Raw genomic sequence first — 26,379 nt, 5'->3', positions numbered from 1 at the left:
CCCGCGGCCGTGCGCGTCGGTCAGTCGGCGAGGGCGACGGCCGACCGTACGGCGAGGGCGCGGCGCAGATCGTCGAGCTGGTCGACGAGCTTACGGCGCAGGGCGGGGATGAGGGCCGGGTCCTCCAGGGCGCGGATGCCGGTGCCGAGGCTCGTGGGGTCGACGGCGTACGCGGGGAAGGCGTAGCGTCCGGCGGCCTCGGCGATGGCGGGGCCCCGGCGAGCGGCGAGGGCGACGGCGTCCTGGTAGAAGCGGGCCACGTAGTCGTCGGTCAGCTCTTCCTGTCCGGGCTGCCAGAAGCCCTGGGCGGTGGCGGTGAAGAGGTAGTTGGACAGGGTGTCGTCGGTGAACAGGGCGTCCCAGGCGGCGGCCTTGGCCTCGGCGGTGGGCAGCGCGGCACGGCAGCGGGCCGCGCCCTCGCGGCCGGTGGCGCTGGGGTCGGCTTCGAGCGCGGCCGCGATGGTGGTCTCGTCGGTGGCGCCGAGGACGGCGAGCCGGGTGAGGATGCGCCAGCGCAGCTCGGGGTCGAGCTCGGGTCCGCCGTGGACGGTGTCTTCGTCGAGCCAGCTCCGGAGCGTGTCGGGCTGGGTGGCGGCGTCGATGAAGTGGCGTACGGCGATGAGGCGGAGGCCCGGCTGTGAGCCGTCCTCGGTGCGGCGGATGAGGTCGCGGCAGAGGTCGGTGAGGGTGGCTCGCGCGGCGGGCAGGTCCTCGGGGATGGTGTAGCGGTCGACGACCTGGCCGGCGGCGAAGGACAGGACGCCCTGGACGAGCGCGAGGTCGGTCTCGTGCGGGAGGTGCGTGCGGGCGGTCGCGAGGTAGGTGGCGGGAGGGAGCTGCGCGTCGCGGACCATGTCGCGGGCGGTGTTCCAGACGACGGCCCGGGTGAGGGCGTCGGGGATGCCGGAGAGGCTGGTCAGGACGGTGTCCCAGGAGGCGGTGTCCAGGCGGACCTTGGCGTAGGTGAGGTCGCCGTCGTTGAGGACGACGAGGGCGGGGCGGCGGCCGGGGCGGATCGTGGGCGTCCCGTCGCCGGGTACGTCGAGGTCGAAGCGGTCGCGCAGGGCGAGGTGGCCGAGGCCGGGCTGGGTGCCCAGGGCGTGGTCGTAGGCGCCGACGGTGACGCGGTGGGGGCGGGAGCCGTCGCGGGTGACGGTGAGGGCCCAGGACTGGGCGTTGCCGTTCGGCTCGGCGGGGCCGCCGGTGGGCTCGGGGGCGCTGATCCCGGCGGTGAGGGTGTCGATGCCGGTGGTGCGCAGCCACTGTTCGGCCCAGGCGTGGACGTCGCGGTCGGTGGCGGAGGCCAGGTTGTCGATGAAGTCGGCGAGGGTGGCGTTGGCGAACTTGTGGCGGGCGAAGTGGGTGTTGATGCCGGCCAGGAAGTCCTTTTCGCCGAGCCAGGCGACGAGTTGGCGCAGTGCGGAGGCGCCCTTGGCGTAGCTGATGCCGTCGAAGTTGAGGAGGGCGGACGCGGTGTCGGGGACGGCGTCGGGGTCCGGGGCGACGGGGTGGGTGGAGGGGCGCTGGTCGGCGTCGTAGCCCCAGCCCTTGCGGGCGACGCCGAAGTCGACCCAGGTGTCGGGGAACGGGGTCTCCCCTGCGGAGACGGAGTTGCGAGCTCGGGGAAGGGTGGCCTCGGTGAGGGTCTGGTAGCCCATGTACTCGGCGAAGGACTCGTTGAGCCAGATGTCGTCCCACCAGGACAGCGTGACGAGGTCGCCGAACCACATGTGGGCCATCTCGTGGGCGATGACCATGGCGCGGGTCTGGCGCTCGGTGTCGGTGACGGCGGAGCGGTAGACGAACTCGTCGCGGAAGGTGACGAGTCCGGGGTTCTCCATGGCGCCCGCGTTGAACTCGGGGACGAAGGCCTGGTCGTAGGAGTCGAACGGGTAGGGCTCGTCGAACTTCTCGTGGTAGCGGTCGTACAGGGCGCGGGTGATGTCGAGGATCTCGTCGGCGTCGGCGTCCAGGTACGGCGCGAGGGAGCGGCGGCAGTGGATGCCGAAGGGCAGCCCGGCGTGCTCGGTGGTGACCGAGTGCCAGGGTCCTGCGGCGACCGCGACGAGGTAGGTGGAGACGAGGGGTGTGGCGGCGATGGTCCAGCGCCCCTCCCCCGTGTGTTCGGCGACGCCGTTGCCGAGGACGGTCCAGCCTTCGGGGGCGGTGACGTCGATGGCGAAGACGGACTTGAGGTCGGGCTGGTCGAAGGCGGCGAAGACGCGCTGGACGTCCTTCATGAACAGCTGGGTGTAGACGTAGGTCTCGCCGTCGGTGGGGTCGGTGAAGCGGTGCATGCCCTCGCCGGTGCGGGAGTAGTGCATCGCGGCGTCGACGCGCAGTTCGTGGGGGCCGGCGGTGATTCCGGTGAGGGGGTAGCGGTCGCCGTCGAGGAGGGCGGGGTCCAGGGGTTGTCCGTCGAGACTGATCGAGCGCAGGGTGGCGGGCTTGACCTCGACGAAGGTGTCTCCGGCCGCGCGGGCGGTGAACCGGATGGCGGTGGCGGAGTCGAAGGTCTCCTCGCCGGTGGTGAGGTCGAGGGCGATCGTGTACCGCTCCACGTCGAGGATCTGGGCTCGGGTCTGCGCTTCGTCGCGCGTCAGTACGGACATGGCCCCATGCTGCCGTACGGGGGACGGCGGGCGCAGCGGGGTTCTCCCTGGGCGGACGGGGCGGTCCGGGAGGGCGCGCGCGGGGCGGGTCTCGCGGGGCGCGTCCCCCGTGGCGGGCGGGCCTCGCCTGGCGGATCTCACCGGGCGGGCTTCACGGGGCGGGCCTCACGGGGCGCGTCCCTCGATCCGGCAGGTCGGGCCTCACGGGGCGCGTCCCTCGATCCGGCCGGTCAGGCTCCGGTGGCGGCGGCCGTCGTGTCTCCGGTCCGGCCGGCGTCGCCGTTCCCCGCTTCGTCGGCGATGCGCTCGTGGTGGCGGATCACCTCGGCGATGATGAAGTTCAGCAGCTTCTCGGCGAACGCCGGGTCCAGGTTGGCGCTCTGCGCGAGCTGTCGGAGCCGGGCGATCTGGCGGGTCTCGCGGGCGGGGTCGGCGGGCGGCAGCCTGTGGTCCGCCTTGAGGCGGCCGACCTGCTGGGTGGCCTTGAAGCGCTCGGCCAGCATGTGGACGACGGCGGCGTCGATGTTGTCGATGCTCTCGCGCAGCCGGTTCAGCTCGGCCCGGACGGACGCGTCGATTTCGCTCGTACTCATGGTCAGCGAGCTTAGACCCACCGGCGATGGAGGCCCCCATCGCCGGTGGGCCTTGGGCCGCCGCGCTCACGTGATGATCGTCGGTGGGTCGTCGGGGTCGGGCACCCGGTCGCTCCAGCCGCCGGGCACGCTGCGGCCCTGCTGTTCGCGGAAGCGGACGGGGGCGGTGCCGACCCGGCGGGCGAAGAGCCGGGAGAAGTAGGCGGGGTCGTCGTACCCGACGCGGCGGGCCACGGCGGCGACCGGAAGGTCGGTGGCGGCGAGGAGTTCCTTGGCCCGGCCCAGGCGGATGCCCAGCAGGTAGTCCTTGGGACTGCAGCCGGCGCCGCGCCGTACGGCGGTGCGCAGTTCGGCGGGGGTCATGCCGTGCCGGGCGGCGTGCTCGGCGACGGTGAGCGGCTGGTACGCGTCACGGGCCAGCGCCTGGAGCACCGGGTCGCCGTCGGGGCCGATGTCGGCGCGGGCGCGGCGCAGGGTGACGAGGAGTTCGTGGACGGCGGCCCCGGTCTCCACCTCCAGGAGGGGGTTGCCGCGCCGGGCGGCGCGCACGATGCGTCCGACGGCCGCGCGGGGGGCGGCGGTGTCGGAGAGGGGGACGAGGGGGCGCTCGGGCTCGATGTAGCCGAGTTCGGTGTACGTGGTGGTGGCGGGGCCGGTGAAGTCGACGAAGCTCTCGTCCCAGCCGGTGCCGGGGTCGGCGCCGTAGTGGTGGGGGGTGCCGGGGGTCAGCCAGATGAGGCTGGGGCCGGTGACGGGGGTGCGGCGGCCGTCGGGGCCCTTGAACCAGCCGGTGCCGGAGTTGACGATCACGGCGACGTGGTGGTCGAGGGTGCGGGGTCCGACGGTGGGCAGCGCCCCGTGCTGGAGGCCGACGCCGAGGCAGACGAGGCCCAGGCGGTGGTGGAGCGGGCTCGGGGTGAAGAAGCGCATCCAGGTGTGGTACATCGCGCTCCTTCCTCTCCCTGCTGGTCCGGGTGCCGATCCGGCCGGTCCGGGTGCCGCCCCGGCCGGCCCGTGGTGTCCGATCCCTGCTGGTCCGTTGTGTCCAATCAACAGCGATCTTTGTCCATGGACCGGGTGCGGCGCCAGAGGTGAAGGTGGTCGGACCAATCGACCCGAGGGCCGCCGGGTGCGGCCGAGCACAGGAGCGTACGAGCACCATGACCGACTTCACCGTGGGGGACGACTGCTTCCGGCTCGACGGGAAGCCCGTGCGGCTGCTGTCGGGCGCCCTGCACTACTTCCGGGTGCACGAGGCGCAGTGGGAGCACCGGCTCGCGATGCTCGCCGCGATGGGGCTGAACTGCGTAGAGACGTACGTGCCGTGGAATCTGCACGAGCCCCGGGAGGGCGAGGTCCGGGATGTGGGGGCCCTCGGCCGGTTCCTGGACGCGGCGGGGCGGGCGGGGCTGTGGGCGATCGTGCGGCCGGGTCCGTACATCTGCGCCGAGTGGGAGAACGGCGGCCTTCCGGTGTGGGTGACGGGCCGGTTCGGGCGTCGGGTGCGCACCCGGGACGCGGCGTACCGGGCGGTGGTGGAGCGGTGGTTCCGGGAGCTGCTGCCGCAGGTGGTGCAGCGGCAGGTGTCCCGGGGCGGTCCGGTGATCCTCGTACAGGCGGAGAACGAGTACGGGAGTTACGGCAGCGACGCGGTGTATCTGGAGTGGCTGGCGGGGTTGTTGCGGCAGTGCGGGGTGACGGTCCCCCTGTTCACGTCGGACGGCCCGGAGGACCACATGCTGACCGGTGGTTCGGTGCCGGGGCTTCTCGCGACGGCGAACTTCGGTTCGGGGGCGCGGGAGGGTTTCGAGGTGCTGCGTCGGCATCAGCCGAGGGGCCCGCTGATGTGCATGGAGTTCTGGTGCGGCTGGTTCGACCACTGGGGGGCCGAGCCGGTGCGCCGGGAGCCGGGGCAGGCGGCCGGGGCGCTGCGGGAGATCCTGGAGTGCGGGGCGTCGGTGAACATCTACATGGCGCACGGGGGGACGAACTTCGGGGGCTGGGCGGGGGCGAACCGGTCCGGCCCGCATCAGGACGAGTCGTTCCAGCCGACGGTGACGTCGTACGACTACGACGCGCCGGTCGACGAGTACGGGCGGGCCACGGAGAAGTTCCGGCTGTTCCGGGAGGTCCTGGAGGCTTACGCCGAGGGGCCGTTGCCCGCGCTGCCGCCGGAGCCGGTCGGGCTCGCGGGGCCCGTGCGGGTGGAGCTGGCGGAGTGGGCCGGGCTCGGGGACGTCCTGGAGGCGCTGGGCGATCCGGAGACGGAGTCGGGGGTGCCGCCGACGTTCGAGGAGCTGGGCGTGGACCGGGGGCTTGTCCGCTACCGGGTGGCGGTGCCGGGGCCGCGCCAGGCGTATCCGCTGGGGGCCTCGGGGCTGCGGGACCGGGCGGTGGTGTACGTGGACGGGGTCCGGGCCGGGGTGCTGACCGAGGAGTCCGGCACGCTGCCGGAGCCGGTGGCGGGCCCGGCGGAGATCGAGCTGTGGGTGGAGTCGCTGGGCCGGGTCAACTACGGGCCGCGCCTCGGCGAGCCGAAGGGCGTCACGGGCGGGGTGCTGCACGAGCGGCAGTATCTGCACGGGGTACGGGCCCGGGGGCTGCGGCTCGACGCGTTCGAGGCCGCGGACGCGGTGGCCGCGGTCCCGTTCGGGCCGGTGGAGGCCGCCGCCGGGGCGGGTGACGCGGGGCGGACGGGCCTGTTCCGGGGGACGTTCACCATCAACGGCACCACGGGCGCTTCCGGCGCTTCAGCCGCTACCGGTGGGTCCGGCGCTTCCGGCGTCGATCACGCGGGGCTCGAACTGCCGGGCTGGACGCGCGGGTTCGTCTGGGTGAACGGGTTCTGCCTGGGCCGGTACTGGTCGGCGGGCCCGCAGCGGACCCTGTACGTGCCGGGCCCGGTGCTCCGCGACGGCGCCAACGAGGTGTGGGTCCTGGAGCTGGAGGACGCGGGCGAGCCGCGTGTGGAGCTGGGTCCGGGGGCGCCCGCCGATGCGGACGCCCCCGGGGTGGTTCAGCCGTGATCACCCGCGGGGGCGCGGGCGGTCGGGAGCGTCAGAGACCGGCGGCCGCGGAGGCGATGGCGGGGGCGAAGGTCGAGACCTCGGTGTAGACGCCGGGGTAGTTGGGTCGGGCACAGCCCTGGCCGTAGCTGGTGATCCCGACCTGGACCCAGGCTCCGGCGTTGTCCCGGCGGAACATCGGGCCGCCGGAGTCGCCCTGGCAGGTGTCGACGCCACCGGTGCTGAGGTAGCCGGCGCAGATTTCCTCACCGGCGACGAATGAGCTGCCGTAGGCGGAGCGGCAGGCGGTGTCGGAGACGAACGGGACGTCGGCCTTGAGCAGGTAGCGCTGCTGGCTGCCGCCCTCGCGGTTGGCTCCCCAGCCGGCGACGGTGAAGGTGCCCTGGTTGTAGGCGGTGGTGGTGGCGATTTTCAGCGTGGGCAGGTTGATGGGCTGGGCGAGCTTGATGAGCGCCCAGTCCTTGCCGGTGCCGTTGTAGCCGGGCGCCTGGAGGACCTTGGTGGAGCGGACCTTGATGGCGCTCGTCGACTGGAGGTCGACGACGCCGGCGGTGGCGGTGATCGAGGTGTTGTTGCCCGATCCGTTCACGCAGTGAGCGGCGGTGAGGACGATGTCCTTGGCGTAGAGGGCGCCGCCACAGCCCATGGAGAGCCGGACCATGAAGGGGAACTCACCCTGAGCGGCGCGGGTTCCGCCGACGATGGGGTTGGGGGCGGCGGAAGCCGTGACGGGCTGGAGGCCGACGACGGCTATGGCGACGGTGGCGACGACGACGGAACATCTCTTCAGCGCACGCAGGAGCTGCTTCACGGAGAGCCTTCTTTCGTGGGGGGTTGCTGTGGGAACCACGACGGGACGACTCCATGACTTGGTCATGAACCCGTCAAGGCCATCCGATTATCGGGATGCGGTCACCGCTGCCACAAGGCACACTTTTCGGCCAAGCCCGGTGCGGCGGAATCGCGCACCCCTCGGGCGGCCCGGCCTACAGTGGAGACCGGCCGTGGGCGGGGGCCTCGGCCGGAGCGGATGGGGGTACGGACGTGAGCAACGGCAGTCCGGGCGCACCGGTCGTCCACGGCTTTCCGCATCTGGACACGGTCCGCTCCGCCATCACCGCGCTCTACCGGCGGCTCTCACCGGACGGCGTCCACACCTACGGCACCAGCCTGGTCCCCGCCGACGCCGCCTTCTCCGACGCGGACGATCTCCACCTCGGCGCCCAGCGGGTGGCGCGCTCCCTGGTCCAGCACCTCCATCTGCCCGAGGCCCGCATGATCGTCGGCTTCCGGGCGATGGAGCACGCGGCGAGCGTGGAACTGACCGCCGGTCCCGAGTACTTCATCGAGCTCAACGACCGCTTCCGCACCCATCGCAGGGACATCGGGGCGGCGCTCGCGCACGAGGTCACCCATGTGCTGCTGCACCGGCTCGGCCTGGAGTTCCCCGGCACCCGCGCCAACGAGATCCTGACCGACACGACGACGGCCTACCTCGGCGCGGGCTGGCTGCTGCTGGACGCGTTCCGGGAGGACGCCACGTCCCGCCAGAAGCTCGGCTATCTCACCCCCGAGGAGTTCGGATACGTCCTGGCCAAGCGGGCGTTCGCCTTCGGCGAGGACCCCTCCCCGTGGTTCACCAGCCCCCAGGCGTACACCGCGTACACCAAGGGGCGGGAGCGGGCGCTGCACGATCTGCGCAGGCCCCCGCTGACCGCCGCGGGCTGGGCGGGCCGCCGCCGCTACGCCAAGGACCGGCGGTACGCCCAGGACCACCCCGGCACGAGCCCGGACCCGAACGTCCCGTACGCCTTCGAGACCGGCGATCGGGGACTGCGCGTCTCCTTCCCCTGCCCCACCTGCCACCAGCGCATCCGGGTCCCCGTCCGGGGCCGGTTCACCGCGCGCTGCGGGCTGTGCCGGACCGCCCTGGAATGCGACACCTGAGCGTCGTTCCGGCCACCGTAGGATCGAAGCATGACGAACGAGCCGATCAGGGACGAACTACGCCTGTTCGACGCGCTGTACGAGGACGAGAACGCGGTCGTACGGGCGCTGCGCTCGGGCGCCCGGGCCGAGTCGAGCGACGAGGAGGGCACGACGGCGCTCTATCTGGCGTCGGTGCAGGACCGGCTTGAGGCGGTGCGCCTGCTGCTCGCCGCCGGGGCCGACCCGAACCGGGCGAGCGGCCCGGAGGCGAGCGACCTGCCGCTGTGCGGGGCGGCGTGCGGCGGGCACACCGAGGTGGTGGAGGCGCTGCTGTCCGCCGGGGCCCGGCCGGATCTGCGCGAGGAGTTCGGTTTCACCGCGCTGCGGTGGGCGGTCGGTCTGGGGCACGCCCCGACGGTGGAAGTGCTCCTGGCCCGAGGCGCGGACCCGCTGCTGCCGGGCCCGCAGGGCGAGGCGATGCTGGTGCTCGCGGCGCAGCGCGGCTCCCCGCGGACGGTACGGGCGCTGCTCGCGCACGGTGCGGGGGCGGCGGGGCAGGAGTCCGTGGTCGCGCTCGCGCTGGCCGAGGCGCGGCGCATCGCCGCCCTCGATCCGGAGCGGGAGTTGCGGCGGCGGCTGGAGGAGTCGTACGGCTCCGACATCGAGACGGTGACGCTCCACGACCGCAGGGACGGCGAGGAGACGATGGCGGTGGAGCTGCTCAGGGACGGGGTGCCGTCGGCGGGCACGGACCAGCACACGGGCCACGGGGAGATCGCGGCCCTGCTGGGTGGGCCGTCGTAGCCGCTACCGGGCTCCCGGCCGGCCGCGCTCCCAGACCTCACGGGTGAGCACGTACTCGACCTCGCCGTGCTCGGAGCCCTCGATGGCCTCCGGCCAGTCCTCGGTGTACGCCCGCAGGAAGGTCAGCCCCGTCTTCTCCATCACGCGCCGGGATCCCGTGTTGACCGCCATGGTGTTGGCGGTGACCCGCTGGACCCCCAGGTCGGTGAACCCCTTGTCGACCAGGGCCCGCGCGCCCTCGGTGGCGTAACCGCGGCCCCAGGCGACCCGGTTCAGCCGGTAGCCGAGTTCGGCGACGGCGGGGTCGTGGTCGTCCAGCGGCCGGAGCTCGAACCAGCCCAGAAAGGCTCCGGTGTCCTTCTCCCGCGCGGCCCAGAAGCCGCGGGTTCCGGTGCACGGGTGGTCGTGGAGGAGCCTCGGCAGCGTCCGGTCCCGGATGTCCTCGGAGCTCGTCGGCCGGCCGCCGTTGATGTACCGCATGACGGCGGGGTCGTTGTCGAGGGCGAGCAGGTCGGGGGCGTCGGCGTCCGTGACCGGGCGCAGGACGAGCCGGTCGGTCTCCAGGAAGGTGCGCATACGGCGATCCTCACCGCCGGCGGCCGGGCCGCGCCACCCGATATCCGCGCGGGGGTCGGCGGTCCGGGCCGGGGGCCCTGGCGCCCGGCCCGGGGTCAGGGCCCTGAGCGCTGTCCCGGGTCCGGATCTGGTCCCGGCCCGGGCTCAGGGCCCTGAGCGCTGTCCCGGCCCTGGATCAGGTCCCGGCCCTGGATGAGGAACGTCAGCCCTTCCGGGCTGCGCAGCCGCACGACGCGGCGGGCGCCTTCTCCGGCGAGGGTGACGAGGTCCGGCCCGTGGGCGCGGGCCCGGCGGATCACCGCGTCCGGGTCGTCCACGGCGAGGGCCAGCTCCCACTGGGGTGCGGCGCCGCCGGTGGTGTCCGCACCGGTGCCGTCCGCGCCGGAACCGGCTTCCCGGAAGGCCGCGCGGCCGAGGGGCGTGCCCGTCGTCCTGGCGTAGAACTCCCGGGCCCGCTCGGGGTCTTCGCACGCCAGGATCGCGTGGTGGGGCGTGCCGTCGGCCGTGGCCGACACCGGCCACCCGGCGAACCCTCGCGGCCGCCAGAGGGAGAGGACGGCGCCCGCCGGGTCGATCAGTGTGGCGATCCGGCCCTGGTCCCCCGCGTCGAACGGCGGGACGACGACCTGCGCCCCGTTCGCCACCGCCAGAGCCGTACGGTGGTCCACGTCGTCGACCGCGAGGTAGTAGGCGATGTGCGGCGGCGTACCGAGCGGGTAGACCGGCTGGGCGAGATCGCTCACCCCGCCGATCCGGTCACCCCCGGCGGAGATCTTCACGGCCCGCCGCCAGTCCTCCTCGTCCACGGCGAAGTCCCAGCCCAGCACCGAGGAGAAGAAGGCGGCGGTGCCGGACGGGTCGCGGGTCTTGAGGTCCATCCAGCAGAACTCGTTCATCGGGCCGTGCCGCGTCATCGTGTGCTCCTCAGGTGTCCCCTGCTGGATACCGGGCGCCCGCACGGGTGCGCAAGCGGGATTCCCGCGCCGTACGCGATCGGCGGGGCGCGATGCCGGGGCACGGGACACGGGAGCCCGGCATGATCCGAACGAGAAGCCCTAGGACGCCCCGTAGACCCGCCCCGGCTCCTCCGCGTCCGCCAGCAGCCGGCGCGCCGTTTCGCCCGCCTCGGCCGGGGATCTGCGCGCGCCCCGGTCGTCGGTGGGGCCCGGGCGCCAGCCCTCCATGACGGTGATGCGGCCCGCCTCGGCCTCGAAGACACGGCCCGTCACCCCCTCGCTCGCGGCGGAGCCGAGCCAGACGACGAGGGGCGAGACGTTCGCGGGGGCCATGGCGTCGAACTCGCCCGCCCCCGGGGCCGCCATCGTCTCGGCGAAGGTCCGCTCGGTCATCCGGGTCCGGGCGGCCGGGGCGAGGGCGTTGACGTGGACCCCGTACCGGCCCAGCTCGGCCGCCGCGACCAGGGTCAGGGCGACGATTCCGGCCTTGGCCGCCGCGTAGTTGCCCTGGCCGACGCTGCCGAGGAGTCCGGCGCCGGAGCTGGTGTTGATCACCCGGGCGACCGGCGCCCGGCCCGCCTTCGCCTCGGCCCGCCAGTGGGCGGCGGCGTGCTTGAGGGGCAGGAAGTGGCCCCTGAGGTGGACCCGCATCACCGCGTCCCAGTCGTCCTCGTCCAGGTTGACGAGCATCCGGTCGCGCAGGAAGCCCGCGTTGTTGACCAGGGTGTCGAGGCGGCCGAAGGCGTCCACGGCGGTGGTGACCAGGGAGGCGGCACCCTCGGCCGTGGCGATGTCTCCGCCGTGGACGACGGCTTCGCCGCCCGCTGCCACGATCTCGTCGACGACCGCCCGGGCCGGGCCGGCGGAGCCGCCGTCCCCGTCGGGTCCGACGCCGAGGTCGTTGACGACGACACGCGCCCCTTCGGCGGCGAAGGCCAGGGCGTGGGCCCGGCCGAGCCCCCGCCCGGCGCCCGTGACGGCGACGACCCGGTCCGCGCAGAGTCCGGCACGGCGTGCGATGGGTGCGGTCATCTCATCTCCCCATGATCGACGGCTGGTTGACGGTCGGCGGCCCGTTGACGGTCGGTTGACGGTCGGTTGACGACCGGCAGTCGGCCGGTTGGCGCGCGGGGGCGGGACTGCTACCGTCCACCTAGCAAATGTTTGGTGGAAAGGTAGCTGATCCTCCGATGAGTGTCTCCACCGCCTGCCCCTCGGACGGCGTCCGCGTCGTCACCGTGGACCGTCCCCCCGTCAACGCGCTTCCCGTACAGGGCTGGTACGACCTGGCGGACGCCGTCCGTACGGCGGGCCGCGATCCCGGGGTCCGCTGCGTCGTCCTGGCGGCCGCCGGGCGCGGCTTCAACGCGGGCGTCGACATCAAGGAGTTGCAGCACGATACGGGGCACGAGGCCCTGATCGGCGCCAACCGGGGCTGCGCCGAGGCGTTCGCGGCGGTGTACACGTGCGAGGTCCCGGTCGTCGCGGCGGTGCAGGGGTTCTGCCTGGGCGGCGGGGTCGGACTCGTCGGGAACGCCGACGCGATCGTCGCGAGCGAGGACGCGGTCTTCGGTCTGCCGGAGCTGGACCGGGGCGCGCTCGGCGCCGCGACCCACCTGGCCCGGCTGGTCCCGCAGCACCTGATGCGCACGCTGTACTACACCTCCCGCACCGTCACCGCAGCCGAGCTGCTCGCCCACGGTTCCGTCTGGCGGGTGGTCCCGGCCCACGAACTGACGAACGTCGCAATGGAGTTGGCGGCCGAGATCGCCGCCAAGGACGGCCATCTGCTGCGGCTCGCGAAAGCCGCACTGAACGGCATCGACCCCGTCGACGTACAGCGCAGCTACCGCTTCGAGCAGGGGTTCACCTTCGAGGCGAACCTCGCCGGGACCGCCGCCCGGGTCCGCGACACCTTCGGCAAGGAGGCCTGAACCGTGACCACTCCCCCTCGTCCGCGCGACAAGACGATGACACCCGAGGAGGTCGTCGACCGGCTGAGCAGCGGCATGACGATCGGGATCGGTGGCTGGGGGTCGCGCCGCAAGCCGATGGCCCTGGTCAGGGCGCTGCTCCGGTCGCCCGTCACGGATCTCACGGTGATCTCCTACGGCGGCCCGGACGTGGGGCTGCTGGCCGCGTCGGGCCGGATCGCCCGTCTGGTCACGGCGTTCGTGACGCTCGACTCCATCCCGCTGGAGCCGCACTACCGGGCCGCCCGGCAGCGCGGGGCGTTCGCGCTGACGGAGATCGACGAGGCGATGTTCATGTGGGGACTGCACGCGGCGGCGAACCGGCTGCCGTTCCTGCCGGTTCGCGCGGGCATCGGATCGGATGTGATGCGGGTCAACCCCGAGCTGCGTACGGTGACGTCACCGTACGAGGACGGCGAGGAGTTCGTGGCGATGCCGGCCCTGCGGATGGACGCGGCGCTGATCCACCTCAACCGGGCGGACCGGCTCGGCAACGGCCAGTACCTGGGCCCCGACCCGTACTTCGACGACCTGTTCTGCGAAGCGGCGGACGCGGCGTACGTCTCCTGCGAACGCATCGTGAGTACGAGGGAGTTGACCGAGAACTCCACCGCCCCGCAGACCCTCCTCGTCCAACGGCACTCGGTCGCCGGTGTGGTGGAGACCCCGGGCGGGGCGCACTTCACGTCCTGCGTACCCGACCACCCGCGTGACGAGCCGTTCCAGAAGGCGTACGCGGCCGCTGCGGCGGACCCGGCGGCCTGGGCGGAGTTCGCGGCCCGCTTCCTGCCGCCGGACGGCGACGAGAAGGGCTACCAGCAGGCGGTCCGCACCTGGCACGAGGAGCAGAAGTGAACGCGTCCACGACCGGAAGCATCACCCGTGCCGAGTACTGCGTGATCGCGTGCGCGGAGGCGTGGCGGGGCGACGGCGAGATCCTGGCCAGCCCGATGGGCGCCGTGCCGTCGGCCGGGGCGCGGCTGGCCCGGCTGACCTTCTCCCCCGACCTGCTGCTCACGGACGGCGAGGCGACGCTCGTCGGCCCGGACGGTGAGGCGGAGGGCTGGCTGCCCTACCGCAGGCATCTGGCCCTGGTGACCGGCGGGCGGCGGCACGTGATGATGGGCGCGAGCCAGATCGACCGCTTCGGCAACCAGAACATCTCCTGCATCGGCGACTGGGAACAGCCCTCCCGCCAGCTGCTCGGGGTCCGTGGCGCACCCGTCAACACCCTGAACAACCCGGTGAGTTACTGGATCCCCCGGCACTCCTCCCGGGTCTTCGTCGAACGCGTCGACATGATCTGCGGGGTCGGCCACGACAGCGCGAGGGCGGCGGGCCCGTCGGCCACCCGCTTCCACCGCATCCCCCGGGTCGTCAGCGATCTCGGCGTCTTCGACTTCGCGACGCCCGACCGCTCGATGCGCCTCGCCTCGGTCCACCCCGGCGTCACGGTGGACCAGGTCCGCGAAGCGACGGGTTTCGCGCTCACGGTCCCGGACGACGTCCCGTACACCCGCGCCCCCTCCCCCACCGAGCTCGCCCTGATCCGTGAGGTTATCGACCCGGCCCGCACCCGGGACCGGGAGGTCCGGTCCTGATGCGCACCGCTCTGACCGACCTCGTCGGTGTCCGGCACCCGATCGTGCAGACCGGGATGGGCTGGGTGGCGGGCCCCCGCCTGGTCTCCGCGACCGCGCGGGCCGGGGCGCTCGGCATCCTCGCGTCGGCGACCATGTCACCGGACCAACTGCGTTCGGCCGTAAGGGAGGTGAAGTCCCGGACCGACGCGCCGTTCGGGGTGAATCTGCGGGCGGACGCGGGGGACGCCCGGGAGCGGGTCCGGATCATGGTCGAGGAGGGCGTGCGGGTGGCGTCGTTCGCGCTCGCCCCGTCGCGGGAGCTGATCGCGGAGCTGAAGGACGCGGGCGTGGTCGTCGTCCCGTCGGTGGGGGCCCGGCGGCACGCGGAGAAGGTCGCGGCGTGGGGCGCGGACGCGGTGATCGTGCAGGGCGGCGAGGGCGGCGGCCACACCGGCGAGGTCGCCACCACGGTGCTGCTGCCGCAGGTCGTCGACGCGGTGGACATCCCGGTGGTCGCGGCGGGCGGCTTCCACGACGGCCGGGGCCTGGTGGCGGCGCTGGCGTACGGGGCGGTGGGCGTCGCGATGGGCACCCGGTTCCTGCTGACGTCGGACTCGACGGTCCCGGACGCGGTGAAGGCCCGCTATCTGGGGGCGACCGCCAAGGACATCACCCTGACGAGGGCGGTGGACGGCCTCCCGCACCGGATGCTCCGTACGGAGATGGTGGCGGAACTGGAGGGTGCGGGCCGGCTGCGCTCCCTGTACCGGGCGCTGCGCCGGGCGTACGGCTTCCGCCGGATCTCCGGCCTGAGCTGGCCGGCCATGGTCCGCGACGGCCTGGCGATGCGGCACGGCAAGGAGCTGAGCTGGAGCCAGGTGCTGCTGGCGGCGAACACCCCGATGCTGCTGAGGGCGTCGATGGTCGACGGCCGCACGGACCTCGGCATCATGGCCTCGGGCCAGGTCGCGGCCCTGATCGAGGACCTGCCGAGCGTAGCGGAGCTGGTGGACCGGATCGTGGCCGAGGCGGAGACGACGCTCGCGACCCTGACCGCCGAATCCGGCTCGGCCGACGCGTGAGTTCCGGCCCGGTCCCACATCGGCCCGGGCGTGGGCTCGGCTGACACCAACAGCCGGGCGGCCTGATCCAGCCCGTCCGGCGCTTGAGGACAAGACCTCGGCCGACGTCGGCCCGAGACCGGACGACCGGACCGCCGCACCCAGCCCGTCCGGCGATTGAGGACAAGACCCCGGCCACATCGGCCCGAGACTGGCCCCTCGGCCGACGTCGGCCCGAGACCGGACGACCGGACCGCCGCACCCAGCCCGTCCGGCGATTGAGGACAAAGCCCCGGTCCGGGGCTTTCGGGGCTCTGCCCCGGACCCCGGTCCTCAAGCGCCGGACGGCTTGGGATGGCCCGGTGGTGGGCCCTACGCGGCCCGACGTCCCCGCGCAGGCGCGCCGGAGCGGCCGGCGCCACCGGAGCGCGGCGCCCCGCCACCGGAGCGCGCCGCCCCGCCCGAGCGCGCCGCGCCGCCACCGGCCCCGGCACCCGTACCGGCCCCTCGCCGCCCACGTCCCCGGCTGCCGGACCGCACCGTGCCCCCGCCGGAGCCGGTACCGGAACCGCCCGACCGGGTCCGCTGCTTCGGCGGCGTCGGCTGCGCCACCTCGATCACGATCGCGACGCCCGAAGGCTCGCGGGCTCCCGTGATCCGGCCCAGTTCCGCGTCGCTGGAGGTGACCCGCGTGGTGCGCGGCGCGATGCCCGCGTCCTGCATCAGCCGGGTCATCTCGCGCTTCTCCTCGGGCAGCACCAGCGTGACGACGCTGCCGGACTCCCCGGCGCGCGCCGTGCGCCCGCCGCGGTGGAGGTAGTCCTTGTGGTCGGTCGGCGGGTCCACGTTGACGACCAGGTCGAGGTCGTCGACGTGGATGCCGCGGGCCGCGACGTTCGTCGCGACGAGCGCGGTGACCTCCCCGTTCTTGAACTGGTCGAGCGTGCGGTTGCGCTGCGGCTGCGAGCGCCCGCCGTGCAGGGCGGCCGCCCGTACACCGCTGGCGAGCAGCCGCTTCGCGAAGCGGTCGGCGGCGCGCTTGGTGTCGACGAACATGATCACCCGGCCCTCGCGGGCGGCGATCTTCGTGGCGACGGCCTTCTTGTCGGTCTCGTCCAGGACGTGGAGCACGTGGTGCTCCATCGTGGTGACCGCACCGGCGGACGGGTCGACGGAGTGCACGACCGGGTCGGTGAGGAACATCTTCACGAGCCGGTCGATGTTCTTGTCGAGGGTCGCGGAGAACAGCATCCGCTGCCCGTCCGCCTCGACCTGCTTGAGCAGGGCGACGACCTGCGGCATGAAGCCCATGTCGGCCATCTGGTCGGCCTCGTCGAGGACGGTGATGGAGACCTCGTCCAGGCGGCAGTCGCCGCGCTCGATGAGGTCCTTGAGCCGGCCCGGGGTGGCGACGAGCACTTCGGCGCCGCGCCGCAGGGTGGCGGACTGCTTGGTGATCGACATGCCGCCGACGACGGTGGCCATCCGCAGGTTCACGGCGGTCGCGTACGGGGTCAGCGCGTCGGTGACCTGCTGGGCCAGCTCGCGCGTCGGCACGAGGACCATGGCGAGCGGGGCGCGCGGCTCGCTGCGGCGTCCGGCGGTGCGGGCCAGCAGCGCCAGGCCGAAGGCGAGCGTCTTGCCGGAGCCGGTGCGCCCGCGGCCGAGGATGTCGCGGCCGGCCAGCGAGTTCGGCAGGGTCGCGCCCTGGATCGGGAACGGCTCGGTGACGCCCAGCGCGGTGAGGGTCTTCAGCAGCCCGGCGGGCATGTCCAGGTCGGCGAAGGCGTCGACGGCGGGCAGCGCGGGGGTCACGGTCTCCGGCAGGGCGAACTCGCCCTGCGGCGGGGTGGCGCGGCGGCGGGCCGGGGGCTTGGAGCCGCCCTGGGCCTTGGAGCGGGGTGCGCCGCCCCGGCCGTTCGCGGGAGCCTGGGTGCCGGCGCCCTGGCCGCGGCCTCGGCCACGGGCCGGTCGCGAGCGGGGGGTGCGGTCCTGGCGTTCGGAGCTGGTCATACGGAATTGCCCTCCTGGGGGATTCCTGGGCAACTGCCGAGTGGGTTTACTGCGATGTGCCGGCCCGACCGTCTGTGATGCGCCCCCAGGATGTGCGCACGAAACGGGTTTTTGCTCGGACAGCACAAACCGGGGCCCGCACCTTCACGGTGCGGGCCCCGGTCAGCGAGGTACGCGTCCGGCAATTAGGCCGGGACGATGTTCTCCGCCTGCGGGCCCTTCTGGCCCTGCGTGACGTCGAAGGAGACCTTCTGGCCCTCCTGGAGCTCACGGAAGCCCGAGGTGGCGATGTTGGAGTAGTGGGCGAAGACGTCGGCGCCGCCGCCGTCCTGCTCGATGAAGCCGAAGCCCTTTTCCGAGTTGAACCACTTCACGGTTCCAGTAGCCATGTCATTCTCCTAAAAGAGGTGCAGTGCCGAGAATCCGCACTTTACGGATTCCAAGTCGCCGCATTGAGCCCCACCCGGAGAAAGCCGGAAAACAATAAAGCGCCTGAGGAAGCATTCCCGTCAGGCGCACATAAAGTTCATGGGTACCAAAACTGCAACGGGAAACACCCTAGCACGTCCTCTCCTCCGGCGGCGGAGCGCGCCGCGCCGCCGGAGGAAAAAGTTGGCTGACCAGAGGGTGTACGCGCGGGGCCACCGGGGTCCGCGGGCGGGCCCGGGGCCGGTTCTCAGAGCCGCTCGACGATGGTGACGTTGGCCTGTCCGCCGCCTTCGCACATCGTCTGGAGCCCGTAGCGGCCGCCGGTGCGTTCCAGTTCGTGCAGCAGGGTCGTCATCAGCCGGGCGCCGGTCGCGCCGAGCGGGTGGCCCAGGGCGATGGCTCCGCCGTTGACGTTGACCCGCTCGGGGTCGGCACCGGTCTCTTTCAGCCAGGCGAGGACGACCGGGGCGAACGCCTCGTTGATCTCGACGAGGTCGATGGCGTCGAGGGTGAGGCCGGCCTTCTTCAGGGCGTACGCGGTGGCCGGGATCGGGGCCGAGAGCATCCGGATCGGGTCCTCGCCCCGTACGGACAGGTGGTGGACCCGGGCCCGCGGGGTGAGCCCGTGTTCGGCGACGGCCCGCTCCGAGGCGATGAGCAGGGCGGCGGCCCCGTCGGAGACCTGGGAGGAGCAGGCCGCGGTGATGGTGCCGCCCTCCACGACAGGCCGCAGACCGGCCATTTTCTCCAGGGTGGTGTCGCGGCGCGGCCCTTCGTCCGTGGTGACGTCCCCGTACGCGACGGTCTCGCGGGCGAAGCGGCCCTCGTCGATGGCGCGGAGCGCCCGGTGGTGGGAGGTGAGGGCGAACTCCTCCATGTCCCGGCGGCTGATCCCCCACTTCTCGGCGATCAGCTGGGCGCCGTGGAACTGGTTGACGGGGGCGTCGCCGTAGCGGGCGCGCCAGCCCTCGCTGCCCGCGTACGGCCCCTGGGTGAGGCCGAGGGGTTCGGCGGCCTGCCGGGAGGCGAAGGCGATCGGGATCTGGGTCATGTTCTGGGTGCCGCCGGCGACGACGAGGTCCTGGGTGCCGGAGAGGACGCCCTGGGCCGCGAAGTGGAGGGCCTGCTGGGAGGAGCCGCACTGCCGGTCGATGGTGACGCCGGGGACCTCCTCGGGGAGTCCGGCGGCCAGCCATGACGTACGGGCGATGTCACCGGCCTGGGGTCCGACGGTGTCGAGGCAGCCGAAGACGACGTCCTCGACGGCCGCCGGGTCGACTCCGGAGCGGGCGATCAGCTCCTTCAGCACATGCGCGCCGAGGTCGGCGGGGTGGACGGCCCCGAGGCCGCCCCCGCGCCGCCCGACGGGGGTGCGTACCGCTTCGACGATGTAGGCCTCGGCCATGGCTGCTGCTCCTCGGTGCGCTCGGGGTGGACCGGTTTCCGGTTACGTACGCAGGGCGATTCCGTCGAGCACCATCGACAGGTACTGACGGGCGATCTCCTCGGGGCTGTGGTGTCCGCCGGGCCGGTACCAGGAGGCCGCGACCCAGACGGTGTCGCGGACGAAGCGGTAGGTGAGGCGGATGTCGAGGTCGTCGCGGAAGGCGCCTTCGGCGACGCCGCGTTCCAGGGTGCCGAGCCAGGCCTTCTCGAACTTCGTCTGCGAGTCGACGAGGTAGGCGAAGCGCGGCTGGGTGGCGAGGTGCTTGGACTCCTTCTGGTAGATCGCGACGGCGGGGCGGTGCCGGTCGATCTCCCGGAAGGACTCGGTGACCAGGGCCTCGATGGTCTCGCGGGGGCCGAGGCCGGCCTCCAGGACCGTGTCGTAGCCCTGCCAGAGCTCGTCGAGGAAGGTGGAGAGGATCTCGTCGATCATCGATTCCTTGGAATCGAAGTGGTAGTAGAGGCTGCCCGCGAGCATCCCGGCCTCGTCCGCGATCCGGCGGACGGTGGTGGCGTTGTATCCCTGGGCGGCGAAGACCTCGGCGGCGGTGGCGAGCAGTTCACGGCGTCGCTCCGGCGTGGGGGTCACCTGGGGCTTCTTCTTGGTAGGCACCCGGCCATTGTCCGCCCGCGGCCTGTGTGTTCACGCATGCTGGCTGCTGACGGGGACGACCTCGCCGGTCATGTACGAGGAGTAGCCGCTGGCGAGGAAGACGATCACGTTGGCGACCTCCCAGGGTTCGGCGTACCGGCCGAAGGCCTCCTTCGCGGTGAGTTCGGCGAGCAGTTCGGTGGAGGTGACCTTGGCCAGGTGGGGGTGCATGGCGAGGCTGGGGGCGACGGCGTTGACGCGTACGCCGTAGTCGGCGGCCTCGACGGCGGCGCAGCGGGTGAGGGCCATGACGCCGGCCTTGGCGGCGGCGTAGTGGGCCTGGCCGCGCTGGGCGCGCCAGCCGACGACGGAGGCGTTGTTGACGAGGACTCCGCCGGTGCCGGCGGCCTTGAGGGAGCGCAGAGCGGCGCGGGTGCAGCGGAAGGTGCCGTTGAGGGTGACGTCGAGGATCCGCGTCCACTGGTCGTCGGTCATCTCGGTGAGCTCGGCGGTGCCGCCGAGGCCCGCGTTGTTGACGACGATGTCGAGGCCGCCGTGGGCGCGTTCGGCGTGTGCGAAGAGGGCTTCGACCTGATCCTCGTCGGTGACGTCGCAGGTCAGGTGGGTGACGCGGTCGGGTCCGAACTCGTCGGCGAGGGCGTGCGCGCTCTCCTTCAGCCGACGGGCGTGGGCGTCGCCGATCACGACGCGGGCGCCCTCCTCCAGGAAGCGGCGGGCGGTCGCGCCGCCGATCCCGGCTCCGGCGGCGGCGGTGACGACGGCGGTGCGCCCGGCCAGCAGTCCGTGTCCCGGCAGGTACGGCGGTGTGTCCATGGCCCGGTCCCCCGACTTCTCGACGGTCTGTGGGCCGTACGTTAACCTACCAAACACTTGTTAGGGAACACTCTCGGCGACGGGCCGACCGGACGGAAGGCGGGCGCTTGATGGATCTGGCGCAGACGGCACGGACAGCAGCCCTGCGGGCCGAGGCCCGGGCCTGGCTCCGGGACCACGTACCGGCCCGGCCGCTGCCCTCCCTGGAGACCGAGGAGGGGTTCGCCGCGCACCGGGAGTGGGAGGCGCTGCTGGGCACCGGACGGTGGTCGGCGGTCTCCTGGCCGAAGGAGTACGGGGGCCGGGGCGTGGATCTCTTCGGCTGGCTGGCGTTCGAGGAGGAGTACTGGGCGGCGGGCGCACCGGGCCGGGTCTCGCAGAACGGGATCAGCCTCCTCGCCCCGACCCTCCTCGCCCACGGCACGGCCGAGCAGCGGGCCCGCGTGCTGCCCCCGATGGCGAGCGGCGAGGTCATCTGGGCGCAGGCCTGGTCGGAGCCGGAGGCCGGGTCGGACCTGGCGGCGCTGCGGTCGCGGGCGGTGCGCACGGACGGCGGGTGGCTGTTGTCGGGGCAGAAGACCTGGTCCTCGCGGGCTGCGTTCGCGGACCGGGCCTTCGGCATCTTCCGTACGGACCCCGGGGCGTCGAAGCCGCATCACGGGCTCACGTATCTGATGTTCGGGCTGTCGGAGCCGGGGGTCACCGTGCGCCCGATCGGGCGGCTGGACGGGAAGCCCGCGTTCGCCGAGATCTTCCTCGACGAGGTCTTCGTACCGGACGCGGAGGTCATCGGGGAGCCGGGGCAGGGCTGGCGCATCGCCATGTCGGCCACCGGCGACGAGCGCGGCCTCACCCTCCGCTCCCCCGGCCGTTTCCTGGCCGCCGCCGACCGGTTGCAGGCCTTGTGGCGGGAGGCGGGCGACCCGGCGGACACGGCGCTGCGGGACCGGGTAGCGGACGCGGTGATCGGGGCGCGGGCGTATCAGCTGTTCACGGCCGCCTCCGCGTCCCGGTTCGCGGCGGGGGCGTCGCTGGGGCCCGAGTCCAGCCTGAACAAGGTGTTCTGGTCGACGTACGACATCGCGCTGCACGAGACGGCGCTCGATCTGCTGGGCCCGGACGCGGAGCTGGCGGACACGGCGTGGGCGGAGGGGTACGTCTTCGCGCTCGCGGGCCCCGTGTACGCCGGGACCAACGAGATACAGCGGGACATCATCGCCGAGCGGCTGCTCGGCCTGCCGAAGGGACGGCGCTGATGCGTTTCCTCCTCGACGACGAGCAGCGGGAGTTCGCCCGGTCGCTGGACGCGATGCTGACGGCGGCCGGCACACCGTCGGTCCTGCGGGCGTGGGCCGCCGGGGACCACAAGCCGGGGCGGGCCCTGTGGGGGCGGCTCGCGGACGCGGGAGTGTTCGCGCTCGCGGTTCCTCAGGCGTACGGGGGTCTGGGTCCGCTCCCCGTGGAGGTGGCCGTCGCCTGCGTCGAGCTGGGGCGGCACGCGGTGCCCGGACCGGTGGCGGAGACCCTGGCGGCCGGGGTGCTGCTGAGCGGGGCGGGCGGGCCCGCGGCCGAGGAGTGGCTGCCCGGGATCGCCTCCGGCGGCGCGGTCGTCTCGCTGCGGCTGGCGGGGCACGGGCCGTACGCCCTGGACGCGGACGCGGCGGACGCGGTGTTCACGGTGGACGGCGACGAACTGCGGCTCGCGCCGGGGCCCGGGGAGCCGTCGGCATCGGCGGATCCGGCGCGGCGGCTGTTCCGGCCGGAGGCGGGCGGCGAGGTGGCGGCGGCCGGTCCCGGGGTGCGCGAGGCGGCGCGGGCGGCGGGCGATCTGGCGGCGTTCGCCACGGCGGCCCTGGCGCTGGGCTGCGGGGAGGAGCTGCTGCGGGCGACCGTGGCGTACGTGAGGCAGCGCACCCAGTTCGGGGTGCCCGTCGGGTCGTTCCAGGCGGTCAAGCACCGCCTCGCGGACACCTTGCTCGGCCTGGAGTTCGCCCGCCCGCTGCTGTACGGGGCGGCGGTGGAGCTGGCCGGGGAAACGGCCGGGGCGGGGGCGGCGGTCGCGGCGGCGAAGGCGGCGGCGGGCGAGGCGGGGTACGCGGCGGCCCGCACCGCGCTCCAGTCGCACGGCGCGGTCGGCTACACCGAGGAGCTGGACCTCGCGTGGTGGCTGCGCCGGGCCCGGCCGCTGCGGGACGCCTGGGGGACGCCGTCCGCCTGCCGGGCCCGGGTGCTGGCGGGCTGAGACCCGGGCGCGCGCCGCCCCCGGTCCGGGCGCCGCCCCGGTTCAGGACACGTCGGTCGGCGAGGTGTCGTCGCCGGTGCGGCGCACGGTGCGCAGCGGCTGCCCGGGACGCCAGGACCGGATGACCAGCGCCTCGCCGTCGAGCCCGATGCGGACCACCTCGGTCAGCTCGGCCCGGAAGAGGTGGAAGGGCTCCGGCGGGGTCGCCTCCTCGATGAAGCGGGCGATCACCTGCGGGTCGGTGATCTCCACGGCCCGGCCGCTGACGCGGACGTCCCCGTCGTTCAGCTCGGCGTCGGGCCCCGGGTTGGCCTGGAGCGCGAAGCGCGGATCGCGCCGCAGGTCCAGGGCCTTGCGGGAGTTCGGCATCATGCCGAGCAGCAGCTCACCGAAGCGGAAGTCGGCCTCCAGGCCGGTGACCCGGGGCGAGCCGTCCTTCCGCAGGGTGGCCAGGACGTGGTGCTTGTAGAGCCGGAAGCGGGCTCGCACGGTGTCGGCGAACTCGGGCTCGGCGGCGGCGAAGGCGTCCCAGGAGACAGGCGCGTGCGCAGGCGGTGAAGACGTCATGGACGCCATGGAACACCGGATACCCGACAACTCCTGTCGGTATTCGCGCGCGACAGGCGGACGAATTTCGGCGAACCGAACGCGCAGCGAACGCCATCACGCCCTACGGCGTCACCACCGCACCGCCTCAGGCGTGGTCCTCCGGAGCCGGCCGGGTGAGCCTCAGCATGACCTCGTCGTACTCCTCGTCGACGCGGCGGCTCTCCTCCACGAAGCCCATCCGGGCGTAGAAGCTCCGGGCCCCCGTGTTCTTCTCGTACACCTCAAGGGTCAACGCACCGTGCAGCGCCGCCGCGTGTTCGACCAGGCGCCGGCCCACCCCGGTGCCCTGTGCCTCCGGGGCCACGAAGAGGCCGCCGATCTCGGCGCCCAAGAGCCCCAGGAGGGCCACCACACGGCCGTCCGTCTGTGCGACCCAGTTCTCGGCGTGGACGAGATAGATCTCGCGCATCTTGCGGGCGCGCTCGCCCTCGCCCTCGCCGGGGATGAAGGGGTGGGCCGCGCCGCCGGCCCGGGACCAGACGTCCACCGCCGCGTTCTCGTCCTCGGCGGCATAGCGACGGATCACGGTGGTTCGGGACGCGTTTTCGGGCATGCGCGCGACCGTATCCCGCGGCGGGGCGATCGGCAGCCGAGTTTCCCGCTCACGGAGGGCACGGCCAGGGCCCGTCGGAAGCCCGCTGGGCAGTCCGGTCACACGTCCGAGAACGTGATGAGCACCGCCTGGCCCATCGTCCGCAGGACCCCGGGCGACGCCCCGGCCGCCAGCACCGCGTCGTAGCGGTCCAGCCGGACGCCCCCGCCCTCCAGCTCCGCGCCGTCGTCCAGGGAGACGGCCAGCACGACACCGCCCTCCGGCGGCAGCAGGCGGACCGTGCCGCAGACGACGGCGGTCTCCGCCCGCGTACGGGCCCTGCGGTACATGACGTTGAGATTGACGACGGGGCCGCCCAGCAGGAAGCCCTCCGTGGGCAGGTCGCCGGGGAAGCCGTGCGGCCACAGCGGCTCGTCGACGATGTGGTGCTCGCCGCCGACGACGAGGTCCATGCCCGCGCCCTCGACCACGGTCAGCACGCGCTCCACGCCCGGGAACGCGGAGAACGGCCCGTCGGCGGTGACGTCCGCCAGGCTCACCCGCCAGTCGAAGGCGTCCGTCCCCGCGCCCTCGGGGCCGATGGCGATCTCGCGGACGGTCCCGCCGCCGTTCTTCCAGGGGACGGGCGGGCGGTCGGCGGCGCGCAGGATCCGTACCGTCATCGGACGATCCCCTGCTCCCGGGCGGCGGCCAGCCAGAGCGGGAACTCGGCGACGAGCCGGTCGTACAGCTCGGAGTCCGGGACCTTCCGGGGGTCCTCGCCGGCGTGGAAGTACCCGGCGTTGTCGACCGTCCGCTTGGCGGGGACGGCCAGCTCGTCGAGCTTGCGCAGGAAGTCGAACTGGCTGCTGCGGGTGTTGCCGAAGCCGACGAACTGCCAGAACAGGGGCAGCTTCGCGGCCTTGCAGAGGTAGCGCTCGGCGGCGAGCTTGTTGATCGGCCCGCCGTCCGTCTGGAAGACGACCAGGGCGGGCGCGGTGGAGCCGCTGTCGAGGTAGTGGTCGATGACCGCGTCCATCGCCAGGTGGTAGCTGGTCTTCCCCATGTGCCCGAGGCCCGCCCAGATCTCGTCGATCCGGCCGTGGTGGTTGTCGAGGGCGATGTCGGTGACCGCGTCGACATCGGTGGAGAAGAAGACGACGGGCACCGTGCCGTCGTCGTCGAGGTTGGCCGACAGGCCCAGCACCCGGTCGGCGAGCGCCTGGACGCTGCCGTCGTTGTAGTACGGCTTCATCGAGCCGGAGTGGTCGAGGACGAGGTAGACGGCCGCGCGGTGACCGTCCAGTCCGTGCTTCTCCAGTGAGATCCCGGCGCTCGTGTAGTGACCGACCAGGGCCGGAGCCGTCTCCCGCACCTTGGTGAGGCTGATGGCCGGGCCGGTGCCCACGGCCGTGTTCGCACCCTGCATGACGGCCCCCCGTTCTGTGCTCCGCGGACCTTGAGCGTAGGCCACCGCCGGGCCCCGGGCACACGGCCCACCGCACCGGTTCGCTATCTTGATCGCCGCCGCCCCCACCGGCCCCGTTGCACATCCCCAGTGAAGGAGCCGGCCATGGAGGCCGCCGCCACCGCGTGTTACCGCCATCCGTCCTACGAGACGTATGTCCGCTGCACCCGTTGCGACCGCTACATCTGCCCGGACTGCATGCGGGAGGCGGCCGTAGGGCACCACTGCGTGGAGTGCGTGAAGGAGGGACAGCGCTCGGTGCGCCAGGCCCGTACGGTCTTCGGCGGTGCGGTGTCCCGGGCGACGGCGCCGATCGTGACGTACGTCCTGATGGCGCTCAACGTCCTGGTCTACATCGGCGAGGTGGTCAGGCCGGAGATCGTGGACCGGTTCGCGGTGCTCGGGGCGGCGCTCACCGGGCCGGACGGCGAGCAGTACTACTACCGGGGTGACACCTATCCCGGGTACGAGCTGACGGGCATCGCGGACGGGGAGTGGTACCGGCTGGTGACCGGGGCCTTCCTGCACCTTCCGCCGGACGCCTCGTTCGGGGTGATGCACCTGGTGTTCAACATGTTCGCGCTGTGGAACATCGGCCGGGCGGTGGAGGGCCAGCTCGGGCGGGCCCGTTATCTGGCGCTGTATCTGCTGTCGGCGGTGGGCGGTTCGGTCCTGGTGTACCTGCTGGCCCCGGACACCTCGACGGTCGGCGCCTCCGGCGCGGTCTTCGGGCTGGCTGCCGCGTACTGGGTCATCCACCGGCGGCTCGGCCGTGACATGGCGGCCGTCAACCGTTTCATGGCCGGATTCCTGCTCTGGATGCTGATCTCGGCCGCGTTCACCTCGTGGCAGGGGCACCTGGGCGGGCTGCTGACCGGGGCGCTGGTGACGTACGGGCTCGCCTTCGCACCGGCGAAGCTGCGCGTGTGGCCGGTCCAGCTCGCGGGCGGGCTGGTGCTGGCGGGCCTGTTCGCGGTGGCGGTGGCCCTGCGGACCTCGGCTCTGACCGGCGGCTGAGGCCGGGCGCCGCTGAGGCCGGGCGCCGTGGAAGGCACCCGGCCCCGGACGCGCCACGGCGCCCGCTTGAGTCCGGTCGGGGAC

At 73.2% G+C, this 26,379-nt stretch carries 26 protein-coding genes; 10 read left to right on the top strand and 16 right to left on the bottom strand.

Going from position 1 to position 26,379, the window contains the following annotated elements; all coding sequences use genetic code 11:
* Window positions 1-20: 20 nt before the first annotated feature.
* The 3 genes from pepN to ACIQRW_RS13000 all read right to left on the bottom strand — a co-directional run bounded on the left by pepN (window position 21) and on the right by ACIQRW_RS13000 (window position 4,150).
* Entirely contained in the window at window positions 21-2,612 is a 2,592-nt protein-coding gene (pepN, locus tag ACIQRW_RS13010; protein WP_403758335.1) for an aminopeptidase N, read from the bottom strand.
* A gap of 230 nt (window positions 2,613-2,842) precedes the next feature.
* Window positions 2,843-3,205 (bottom strand): chorismate mutase, encoded by a 363-nt coding sequence (locus ACIQRW_RS13005; RefSeq protein WP_403758332.1) that lies wholly within the window; start codon window positions 3,203-3,205, stop codon window positions 2,843-2,845.
* A gap of 66 nt (window positions 3,206-3,271) precedes the next feature.
* Window positions 3,272-4,150: an AraC family transcriptional regulator gene (locus tag ACIQRW_RS13000; protein ID WP_403758329.1), complete on the bottom strand. Its 879-nt coding sequence runs from the start codon at window positions 4,148-4,150 to the stop codon at window positions 3,272-3,274.
* A gap of 215 nt (window positions 4,151-4,365) precedes the next feature.
* On the opposite strand from ACIQRW_RS13000, the gene ACIQRW_RS12995 reads away from it, so the two are divergent.
* Complete coding sequence (locus ACIQRW_RS12995) at window positions 4,366-6,231, top strand: beta-galactosidase (RefSeq protein WP_403758326.1); 1,866 nt, start codon at window positions 4,366-4,368, stop codon at window positions 6,229-6,231.
* 31 nt (window positions 6,232-6,262) lie between these two features.
* Here ACIQRW_RS12995 and ACIQRW_RS12990 read toward each other — a convergent pair whose 3' ends face one another.
* Complete coding sequence (locus tag ACIQRW_RS12990) at window positions 6,263-7,042, bottom strand: S1 family peptidase (protein WP_403758323.1); 780 nt, start codon at window positions 7,040-7,042, stop codon at window positions 6,263-6,265.
* A 233-nt stretch (window positions 7,043-7,275) separates the two neighbouring features.
* Here ACIQRW_RS12990 and ACIQRW_RS12985 point away from each other — a divergent pair, with 233 nt between their 5' ends.
* Window positions 7,276-8,178: a hypothetical protein gene (locus tag ACIQRW_RS12985; RefSeq protein ID WP_403758321.1), complete on the top strand. Its 903-nt coding sequence runs from the start codon at window positions 7,276-7,278 to the stop codon at window positions 8,176-8,178.
* 30 nt (window positions 8,179-8,208) lie between these two features.
* Window positions 8,209-8,964 carry an ankyrin repeat domain-containing protein gene (locus ACIQRW_RS12980; RefSeq protein ID WP_403758318.1) on the top strand — a complete coding sequence of 252 codons (756 nt, stop codon included), beginning with the start codon at window positions 8,209-8,211 and terminating at the stop codon, window positions 8,962-8,964.
* A gap of 3 nt (window positions 8,965-8,967) precedes the next feature.
* On the opposite strand, the gene ACIQRW_RS12975 is transcribed toward ACIQRW_RS12980, so the two are convergent.
* The 3 genes from ACIQRW_RS12975 to ACIQRW_RS12965 form a co-directional block, all read right to left on the bottom strand.
* Complete coding sequence (locus ACIQRW_RS12975) at window positions 8,968-9,540, bottom strand: GNAT family N-acetyltransferase (protein WP_403758315.1); 573 nt, start codon at window positions 9,538-9,540, stop codon at window positions 8,968-8,970.
* A gap of 95 nt (window positions 9,541-9,635) precedes the next feature.
* Entirely contained in the window at window positions 9,636-10,454 is an 819-nt protein-coding gene (locus ACIQRW_RS12970) for a VOC family protein (protein ID WP_403758312.1), read from the bottom strand.
* 141 nt (window positions 10,455-10,595) lie between these two features.
* Entirely contained in the window at window positions 10,596-11,528 is a 933-nt protein-coding gene (locus ACIQRW_RS12965; protein ID WP_403758309.1) for an SDR family oxidoreductase, read from the bottom strand.
* Between the two features lie 158 nt (window positions 11,529-11,686).
* Between ACIQRW_RS12965 and ACIQRW_RS12960 the strand changes: the two genes are divergently transcribed.
* The 4 genes from ACIQRW_RS12960 to ACIQRW_RS12945 are packed head-to-tail and all read left to right on the top strand — an operon-like array spanning window position 11,687 to window position 15,134.
* Complete coding sequence (locus ACIQRW_RS12960; protein ID WP_403758306.1) at window positions 11,687-12,430, top strand: enoyl-CoA hydratase family protein; 744 nt, start codon at window positions 11,687-11,689, stop codon at window positions 12,428-12,430.
* Window positions 12,431-12,433: 3 nt separating this feature from the next.
* A complete protein-coding gene (locus ACIQRW_RS12955) occupies window positions 12,434-13,324 on the top strand; it encodes a CoA transferase subunit A (RefSeq protein WP_403758303.1) in 891 nt (296 codons plus the stop codon).
* Window positions 13,321-14,070, top strand: coding sequence for a CoA-transferase subunit beta (locus ACIQRW_RS12950; RefSeq protein WP_403758300.1), 750 nt, complete (start codon window positions 13,321-13,323; stop codon window positions 14,068-14,070). The genes ACIQRW_RS12955 and ACIQRW_RS12950 overlap by 4 nt, the downstream gene beginning before the upstream one ends.
* Window positions 14,070-15,134 (top strand): NAD(P)H-dependent flavin oxidoreductase, encoded by a 1,065-nt coding sequence (locus tag ACIQRW_RS12945; protein ID WP_403758298.1) that lies wholly within the window; start codon window positions 14,070-14,072, stop codon window positions 15,132-15,134. Before ACIQRW_RS12950 ends, ACIQRW_RS12945 begins: the two co-directional genes overlap by 1 nt.
* A gap of 351 nt (window positions 15,135-15,485) precedes the next feature.
* Here ACIQRW_RS12945 and ACIQRW_RS12940 read toward each other — a convergent pair whose 3' ends face one another.
* The 5 genes from ACIQRW_RS12940 to ACIQRW_RS12920 form a co-directional block, all read right to left on the bottom strand.
* A complete protein-coding gene (locus ACIQRW_RS12940; protein WP_403758296.1) occupies window positions 15,486-17,126 on the bottom strand; it encodes a DEAD/DEAH box helicase in 1,641 nt (546 codons plus the stop codon).
* Window positions 17,127-17,311: 185 nt separating this feature from the next.
* Complete coding sequence (locus ACIQRW_RS12935) at window positions 17,312-17,515, bottom strand: cold-shock protein (RefSeq protein WP_003969786.1); 204 nt, start codon at window positions 17,513-17,515, stop codon at window positions 17,312-17,314.
* Between the two features lie 287 nt (window positions 17,516-17,802).
* Window positions 17,803-18,960 carry an acetyl-CoA C-acetyltransferase gene (locus tag ACIQRW_RS12930; RefSeq protein WP_403758293.1) on the bottom strand — a complete coding sequence of 386 codons (1,158 nt, stop codon included), beginning with the start codon at window positions 18,958-18,960 and terminating at the stop codon, window positions 17,803-17,805.
* Between the two features lie 42 nt (window positions 18,961-19,002).
* Window positions 19,003-19,614 (bottom strand): TetR family transcriptional regulator, encoded by a 612-nt coding sequence (locus ACIQRW_RS12925; RefSeq protein WP_026290454.1) that lies wholly within the window; start codon window positions 19,612-19,614, stop codon window positions 19,003-19,005.
* A 30-nt stretch (window positions 19,615-19,644) separates the two neighbouring features.
* The gene (locus ACIQRW_RS12920) at window positions 19,645-20,427 is read right to left on the bottom strand and encodes an SDR family oxidoreductase (protein WP_403758290.1); all 783 of its coding nucleotides are present in this window, start codon (window positions 20,425-20,427) and stop codon (window positions 19,645-19,647) included.
* 110 nt (window positions 20,428-20,537) lie between these two features.
* Here ACIQRW_RS12920 and ACIQRW_RS12915 point away from each other — a divergent pair, with 110 nt between their 5' ends.
* The gene (locus ACIQRW_RS12915; protein WP_403758287.1) at window positions 20,538-21,683 is read left to right on the top strand and encodes an acyl-CoA dehydrogenase family protein; all 1,146 of its coding nucleotides are present in this window, start codon (window positions 20,538-20,540) and stop codon (window positions 21,681-21,683) included.
* Window positions 21,683-22,669: an acyl-CoA dehydrogenase family protein gene (locus ACIQRW_RS12910; protein WP_403758285.1), complete on the top strand. Its 987-nt coding sequence runs from the start codon at window positions 21,683-21,685 to the stop codon at window positions 22,667-22,669. Before ACIQRW_RS12915 ends, ACIQRW_RS12910 begins: the two co-directional genes overlap by 1 nt.
* A 42-nt stretch (window positions 22,670-22,711) precedes the next feature.
* Here the strand turns inward: ACIQRW_RS12910 and ACIQRW_RS12905 are convergent, their stop codons facing one another.
* The 4 genes from ACIQRW_RS12905 to ACIQRW_RS12890 form a co-directional block, all read right to left on the bottom strand.
* Entirely contained in the window at window positions 22,712-23,245 is a 534-nt protein-coding gene (locus tag ACIQRW_RS12905) for a pyridoxamine 5'-phosphate oxidase family protein (RefSeq protein WP_403758282.1), read from the bottom strand.
* A 118-nt stretch (window positions 23,246-23,363) separates the two neighbouring features.
* Entirely contained in the window at window positions 23,364-23,831 is a 468-nt protein-coding gene (locus tag ACIQRW_RS12900) for a GNAT family N-acetyltransferase (protein WP_403758279.1), read from the bottom strand.
* Between the two features lie 98 nt (window positions 23,832-23,929).
* Window positions 23,930-24,493, bottom strand: a complete 564-nt coding sequence (locus ACIQRW_RS12895; RefSeq protein ID WP_403758275.1) for a HutD family protein — start codon at window positions 24,491-24,493, stop codon at window positions 23,930-23,932.
* Window positions 24,490-25,239 carry a vWA domain-containing protein gene (locus ACIQRW_RS12890; RefSeq protein WP_403758273.1) on the bottom strand — a complete coding sequence of 250 codons (750 nt, stop codon included), beginning with the start codon at window positions 25,237-25,239 and terminating at the stop codon, window positions 24,490-24,492. The genes ACIQRW_RS12895 and ACIQRW_RS12890 overlap by 4 nt, the downstream gene beginning before the upstream one ends.
* 144 nt (window positions 25,240-25,383) lie before the next feature.
* Between ACIQRW_RS12890 and ACIQRW_RS12885 the strand changes: the two genes are divergently transcribed.
* Window positions 25,384-26,295 carry a rhomboid family intramembrane serine protease gene (locus tag ACIQRW_RS12885; RefSeq protein WP_403758271.1) on the top strand — a complete coding sequence of 304 codons (912 nt, stop codon included), beginning with the start codon at window positions 25,384-25,386 and terminating at the stop codon, window positions 26,293-26,295.
* Window positions 26,296-26,379 lie beyond the last annotated feature (84 nt).

This window comes from Streptomyces sp. NPDC091287 (genome assembly GCF_044768525.1).
GTDB lineage: Bacteria > Actinomycetota > Actinomycetes > Streptomycetales > Streptomycetaceae > Streptomyces.
The sequence above is the reverse complement of the archived record's forward strand: the minus strand, read 5'-3'. Positions and strand labels throughout refer to the sequence as shown.